4 protein-coding genes are annotated in these 7330 nt (G+C 35.5%); 3 read left to right on the top strand and 1 reads right to left on the bottom strand.

Annotated features, from left to right (window positions below):
• Window positions 1-53 precede the first annotated feature (53 nt).
• A complete protein-coding gene (gene recX / locus IAE51_RS11285; protein WP_200095507.1) occupies window positions 54-866 on the bottom strand; it encodes a recombination regulator RecX in 813 nt (270 codons plus the stop codon).
• 285 nt (window positions 867-1151) lie between these two features.
• Between recX and IAE51_RS11280 the strand changes: the two genes are divergently transcribed.
• The 3 genes from IAE51_RS11280 (at window position 1152) to IAE51_RS11270 (ending at window position 7285) form a co-directional block, all read left to right on the top strand.
• Complete coding sequence (locus IAE51_RS11280; RefSeq protein ID WP_233611071.1) at window positions 1152-4475, top strand: MucBP domain-containing protein; 3324 nt, start codon at window positions 1152-1154, stop codon at window positions 4473-4475.
• 228 nt (window positions 4476-4703) lie between these two features.
• Window positions 4704-6245 carry a 23S rRNA (uracil(1939)-C(5))-methyltransferase RlmD gene (gene rlmD, locus IAE51_RS11275; protein WP_200095505.1) on the top strand — a complete coding sequence of 514 codons (1542 nt, stop codon included), beginning with the start codon at window positions 4704-4706 and terminating at the stop codon, window positions 6243-6245.
• 332 nt (window positions 6246-6577) lie between these two features.
• Window positions 6578-7285 (top strand): B3/4 domain-containing protein, encoded by a 708-nt coding sequence (locus tag IAE51_RS11270; protein ID WP_012898657.1) that lies wholly within the window; start codon window positions 6578-6580, stop codon window positions 7283-7285.
• Window positions 7286-7330 lie beyond the last annotated feature (45 nt).

Below are 7330 nucleotides of genomic sequence, written 5' to 3'. Positions count from 1 at the left end.
TCAAGAGATAGGATGTATGAATAAATAAAAAAGACCTCTCGGGCCTTTTTTATTTATTCTGGAAATGTATAATCACGTAATGCACTACTAATATCATCATATGAAAAGCCTTTTCTAGTCAAAGCCTGTGTTACTTTTTGCTTTCGCTCGTACCCCTCATAGTTTTTACTGTAGCGTTTGGCAACTTTTTCTAGTGCTGTGTAGAGAAGTTGGGTCTCATTTTCTTCATCTGTTTCTAATTCAAGTGATTCTAAAGCAATTGAAGAGATAGAATACGTAAAACCTTTATTCATTAGGTTTTGAATAATTTTATCTTTCAGCTGTTTTAGGGTCAATCTATGCCCATAAGTTCTGTTTGTTTTTTCGGCAAGTTTGTAGGCAACTTCTATTTGTTTTTCCTCATCATAAATGTTAGAAAGCGCTTGGTCAATGATCAAGGATTCAATACCCTTTGTTATTAATTTCTGTTTAATTTGATAGGGGCCAGCGCTTCCCATTGAAATTTTTCCTTCAATAAAATTTTCAGCGTAGGCTTTATCATTAATTAGATTGTTTTTTGTTAGAACATTTATGACCTCGTCAATTTGGTCAGTATTGTCAATTTCGTGTTCACTAAGATATTTTCTTACTTCCGAACTTGTCCTCATTTTAAAGGAAATGTAGTAGAGTGCTAGTGATTTTCCTTGAGCAAATTGGTCATAAGATTGGATCTCTTCTAAATCTGCATCATCGAGCTTTTTATCGACATTTAGAAAAAAGTGAACAATTGTATCCTCAGAAAGATATATTTTATCTTCATCATCAAATCCAGATAAATCCACACGGTAAAGTCGTTTTAATTTTTTTATTGCTGTGATTTTTCCCATACCTATATTATATACGAAAACAATTAAAAATTGTTACGGATAAATCGCGTAATAAAATTACTACACGAAACGGAAATGTAGCTTATTTACATGTTTGTAAAAGATGCTTATTTCTTTAAAGTTACAAACATCATCCGTTTATAGAGCGGTTTCATCTACTTGTTTTCAATTTAGAATGTGTAACTTCAAAAAAGCGTAATAAAAAAAGTACAAAATATCCCCTTTTCCTCTCTTTTTGTAGTAAAATTATAACAAACAATCTACAAATATGACGGAGATGAAGAAATGAATAAAAAATCGAGTGCTCTTTTAACTATGGGAACTTTAACGCTTCTGGCAGGTGGCGGGGTTGTTTTAACAAACCTCCCCGACTCTTTTAAAATACAACGGGTTTATGCCGCTACTTCCAGAGATATAACAGTCTATCCAAAAGATTTTCTAACTTATTTCCAGAGAAATGGTTCAGCTGCTGGGTTTGATTATGATTTAGCTACCTATACTCAAACTTTGACACCTAATAAGGCAAGTCAAGCAGGAAATGTAACTTTGAAGACTAAAGTTGATATGTCACAAAACTTTACTTTCACTGGGAAAATTAATTTAGGAGATAAAGCACAGAATGCTGGGGGAGCAGATGGTGTAGGCTTTCTTTTTCACCCTGGTGATACAAATGTTGTAGGAGCACCCGGTGGAGCTGCAGGTATTGGCGGTGTGAATGGAGCTTTTGGTTTTAAGCTTGATACTTACTATAATGGTGTTGGGGAGAACAGTTTCACACCTGACCCATCAAATTTTAAGGGTAAACCATTTGGAGCCTTTGTTGATGGTTTGAATGGACAAGCTAAAACAATAGCTTCTAGTGCCCAGAGCATTTCTGAACCATCAAATAATAATTTTGTTGATTTTACGATGAGCTATAATGGTGCGACAAAGGTAATGTCAGTTACTTATGGTGGTCAAACTTGGACGCAAGATGTTTCTTCTTTTGTTGGAACAAATCAGGCGATGTCTTTCTCAATTGCAGCTTCAACAGGTGCATTTATGAATTTGCAACAATTGCGCAATGTTAATTTTACTTATACGGTAGCTCAAGGTACTGTTATTGCTAATTATGTGGATGAACAAGGAAATACGATTGCTCAGCAAGAAACAACAAGTGGAGATATTGATACTCCATATGTGACAAGTCAAAAGACTATTCCAGGCTATACCTTTAAGGCTTCAAATGGGGCAGCGACTTCGGGGAATTATGCTGCCAATGACCAAACTGTAAACTATGTTTATACTCGAAATCAAGGAAGCATCGATATTACTTATATTGACCAAACAACGGGGCAGACTTTAAGTAAAAAAGATTTATCTGGTGGAACAGGTGATTCTTCTAATTACACCACAACTGACACCATTAAATCTTATACAGATGCAGGTTATGAATTGGTTTCGGATAATTATCCAAGTGGTGGGACAGTCTTTACGGATACAGCTCAACACTATGTTGTTAATTTGAAACAAAAATTAGTTGTAAGTTCTGAGCAAAAACAAGTCAATGAAACTATTCAATATGTTTATGAAGATGGAAGCAAGGCAGCAGATGATTATAATGCTCCTCCATTGAATTTTACAAGAAGTGTGACAACCAATCAAGTAACTGGTGAAAAGACTTATGGGGATTGGCAAGCACAAAATGGGGATAGTTTCGGAGAAGTAGTTTCGCCAACAATTAAAGGAGAAACAGCTGACCAATTAAAAATTGATGCAATAAGCGGAATCACAGCCAATTCAGCAGATATTCAGAAAAAGGTCGTTTATAAACGTAACCAAGGAACCATTGATGTTACTTACATTGATGAAACAACTGGTCAAGTTTTGACTAAAAAAGATTTATCTGGTGGAACGGATGATCCGTCAAATTATACAACTGCTGATGATATCAAGTCATATACAGATAAAGGCTATGAATTAGTTTCTGATGATTACCCAAGTGGGGGGACAGTCTTTACGGATGAGCCACAACACTATGTAGTAAAATTAAAACATGGCTTAACAGAATCAACTGATAAAAAAGCTGTCAATCAAGTGATTCATTATGTTTATGAAGGTGGAGGTGAAGCAGCTACTGACCACAATGCTACGGTTGACTTTAGTCGTACTATTACTACTGACAGAGTAACGAATGATAAGACATACGGTGATTGGACTGCTGATAACGGTGATAGTTTTGCGTCAGTAACTTCTCCAGTAATTGACGGTTATACAGCTGATCAACTTAAAGTTTCTGAAATGACAGGAATTACTGCTGATACAGAAGATATTTCTGTGACAGTAACTTATACTCGAAATCAAGGAACTATTGATATTACTTATATTGACCAAACAACGGGACAGACTTTAAGTAAAAAAGATTTGTCTGGTGGAACTGGAGATGATTCAGGTTATACAACGGCTGACACGATTAAATCTTATACAGATAAAGGCTACGAATTAGTTTCAAATGATTATCCAGAAGATGGAACTAAATTTGCTGATGACCCTCAACATTATATTGTGAGATTAAAACACGGGTTAACAGAAGTGACTGAGAATAAAACGGTCAATCAAGTGATTCATTATGTTTATGAAGGTGGGGGAGAAGCAGCTACTGACTACAATGCTACGGTTGTCTTTAGTCAGACAATCACTACTGACAAAGTGACGGGTGAGAAAACTTATAGTGATTGGACAGCTGATAACGGTGATAGTTTTGCGTCAGTAACTTCTCCAGTAATTGATGGCTATACAGCTGATCAACTTAAAGTTTCTGAAATGACAGGGATTACGGTAGATACAGAAGATATTTCTGTGACAGTAACTTACACTCGAAATCAAGGAACCATTGATGTTACTTATATTGATGAAACGACTGGAAAAATTTTGACTACTAAAGATTTGTCTGGTGGAACTGGAGATGATTCAGGTTATACAACGGCTGATACGATTAAATCTTATACAGATAAGGGCTACGAATTAATTTCTGATGATTATCCAAAAGATGGAACTAAATTTGCTGATGACCCTCAACATTATATTGTGAGACTAAAACATGGCACAGTAGTTGAGACGGAAAATAAATCAGTTAATGAAGTCATTCATTATGTTTATGATAATGGGGATAAGGCTGCTGACAACTATAAGGCAACAATTGTCTTTAGTCGGACAATCACTACTGACAAAGTGACGGGTGAGAAAACTTATAGTGACTGGACAGCTGATAATGGTGGAAGATTTGCAGCAGTTCTTTCGCCAATCATTAAAGATTACATCGCAAGTCAACTTAAGATTGATGAAATGACAGGAATTACGGTAGATACAGCGGACATTGAAAGAATTGTCGTTTATCATAAGGTGCCTGCAGGAATTATCGTTCCTCCAGTTCACCCAGATAAACCAAGTCAACCATCTAATAATCAATCAAAAACACCTACGGCTAAGGCTGTAAAAGATAGTAAGCCAACAGATGTTCTTCCAAGTACTGGTGATAGTCAAAAATCACAAATTGTTTTGACTCTGCTAGGAATTATGGCAGTGATTATTTCGCCACTTGCTCTTTTACTTAGACGTAAAAAACAATAATTAAAGAAAAAATAAAAGGTCTGACAGTGTCAGGCTTTTTATTTGGAGAATAATATTCATAGATGAAAAAATAAGTTCAAATCTTTTAGGATTCAAGTAGAAAAAGACTACAAAAAGAAATTGTGAAATGTTATAATAGTGTATCACACAATCCTTTATTAGTGATTTTTTTATAATGGATTGAAAATGGTCATTTAATTGACGAACTAGAGGGAAAATAATTAACAAATGATAAATTTAAAAATAGGACAGAAACTTCAACTCGAAATCGAGCGAATGGGAATAAATGGGGAAGGAATTGGCGTCATTTCAGGACGACTTGTTTTTATTCCTTATGCACTTCCAGGTGAAGAAGTTTTAGTTGAAATTACTGAAAATGCTAGAAATTTTAGTCGTGCAAAATTGGTTAAGATTATTGAAAAATCACCAAACCGTGTGAAACCACAGGATAAAGCTTATCATGAAATGAGTCAATCTCACATCATGCATCTTTCTTATCCAATGCAATTGGAATTTAAGCGTGATGTTATGCGTCAGGCCTTAGAAAAATATAAACCAGCAGGTTGGCGTAATTATGAATTGCGTGCAACTTTGGGAATGGAAAATACACTTGGTTATCGTAACAAATTGCAGTTCCAAGTGCGTCGTTTGAATGACGGAACAGTGATTGCGGGACTTTATCAAGAAGGAACACATCATTTGGTTAACCTAGATAACTGTTTGGTTCAAGATCCCAAAACCCAAGAAATTATCAATCACATTTGCCGTTTGATTGAAAAATTTGATTTACCTGTATATGATGAACGTAAAATCGGCGGAATTCGTACGGTCATGGTTCGTCGCTCACAAAAAACAGGTGAAGTACAAATCATTTTTGTGACTTCAACACCAATTATTTTGGACGGACAAGTTTGGCCTGAATTACGTGAAGAACCTTCAAAACGTCAAAAAAATTCTTTTGTTAAATTTGATAAAATGTTGTCAGCACTGACAGAAGAATTTGAAGAAATTGTGACGGTTGCGGTCAATTTCCACCCAAGAAAAACCAGTGAAATCTATGGCGAACGCACACAAATTTTGTTCAATGAAAAAGAAACAATTACCGAAGGCGTTTTGGATTATGAATTTGAATTAAGTCCTCGTGCTTTCTACCAATTGAACTCTGAGCAAGCCAATGTACTTTATGGTGAAGCAGTTAAGGCTTTGAATCCTAAAAAAGATGACCGTGTCATTGATGCATATTGTGGTGTAGGTACGATTGGTTTTGCGGTGGCTAAAAAAGTAAAATCGGTTCATGGAATGGATATTACACCAGAATCAATTTTTGATGCGCGTGAAAATGCCAAACGTTTGGGGCTTAAAAATTGCCACTATGAAATTGGTAAAGCGGAGCGAATTATTCCAAATTGGAACAAATCTGGTCATAGAGCAACTGCAATGATTGTTGACCCACCACGTACGGGGCTTGATGATGCATTGCTTGAAACAATTACTAAATTCCCACCGGAAAAAATGGTTTATGTCAGCTGTAACGTTTCAACTTTGGCAAAAGATTTAGTCGTTTTGGCCAATTATTATAAAGTAGAATACATCCAATCAGTGGACATGTTCCCACATACAGCAAGAACTGAAGCAGTTGTTAAATTGACAAAACGTGATGAACCTTTGAAAATTGTTAAATTTGAACATTTGGAGGAAGAACGTAAAGCTGAAGCTTTTGCTAAGGGTAAAAAACGTGGACGCCGTCCGCAAAAATATGGTAAATATTGAGAAATTTTGCTGACAGAATTATTAGTTGCTAGTAGCTAAAGTTTAAGTGAAAATTTACTGACAGAATGGATATTTTAGTTGTTCATTCTTTTAATTATGATTTACCTGCCCGTTGTTCAATCGCTGACGACGGATAGAATGCTCAGCTTTGTTGTTCATTCTTTTATCCACAACTAAAATGCTCAATTCACTCGCTGACGACGGATAGAATGACCAGCTCCTCTGTTCATTCTTTTATCCACAGATAAAATACTCCTTATTCAGTCGTATTTTACTGACAAGATTTTCGTCAGTAAATTTTATAGTTAAAATTAGAAAAGTAAGAAAAAATTATGAAAAAATTTATTGTTGAACCTGAATTTTGGGAACTTTTTCCTGAGACAAAAATCGGAATTGTTTTAGCTAAAAATATTGATAATAGTATGGAATCAAGTGCTGAAATCAAAAAAAATCTTGATGAGGCGAATGAAAATGCAGAGCAATTTTTAGAAGCAGCTGTTTTTAGTGAAAATCCTGTAGTCTCTGTTTGGCGCAAGGCTTATCAAAAATTTAAAACAAAAAAAGGGGCTAGAAGTTCGATTGAAAATCTGCTTAAACGAGTAGATAAGGGTAAAGCTGTGGGTTCGATTAATCCTTTGGTTGATATTTACAATAGTATTAGCTTGAACTATGGGCTACCTGCTGGTGGTGAGGATATTGATACTTTTGCAGGAAATCTACGTTTGACAAAAGCTGTTGGTGGCGAACATTTCTTGGCTTTGGGTGATGTTGAAGCTGATAATGCTTTGCCTGGTGAAATCTGCTATCTTGATGATGAAGGTGCAGTTTGTCGCTCATGGAATTGGCGTGATGGTCAAAGAACGATGCTGACAGAACAAACCAAAAATGCTTTTTTGATTATTGAATCTGTTGACCCTGAACGCGGTGAAGTTCTAGATGCTGCAACTCAAAAATTAGCTGAATTGAGTGAAAAATATTTAGGGGGAACGGCACAGGTACTCCTAGTCACTAAAGAAAATTCAGAAATTTCTTTAGACTAGCGTTTTGTGATATCTAAAAAAATTAGATTTACTGACAGATAAGAG

Origin of the sequence: Lactococcus sp. S64 (genome assembly GCF_016516525.1) — a bacterium.
GTDB lineage: Bacteria > Bacillota > Bacilli > Lactobacillales > Streptococcaceae > Lactococcus > Lactococcus lactis.
This window is presented reverse-complemented; position numbering and strand designations above follow the sequence as displayed.

Coding starts and splice junctions, on each gene's coding strand:
- recX (WP_200095507.1), bottom strand. CDS start 866: ATGGGAAAAATCACAGCAATAAAAAAATTAAAACGACTTTACCGTGTG.
- IAE51_RS11280 (WP_233611071.1), top strand. CDS start 1,152: ATGAATAAAAAATCGAGTGCTCTTTTAACTATGGGAACTTTAACGCTT.
- rlmD (WP_200095505.1), top strand. CDS start 4,704: ATGATAAATTTAAAAATAGGACAGAAACTTCAACTCGAAATCGAGCGA.
- IAE51_RS11270 (WP_012898657.1), top strand. CDS start 6,578: ATGAAAAAATTTATTGTTGAACCTGAATTTTGGGAACTTTTTCCTGAG.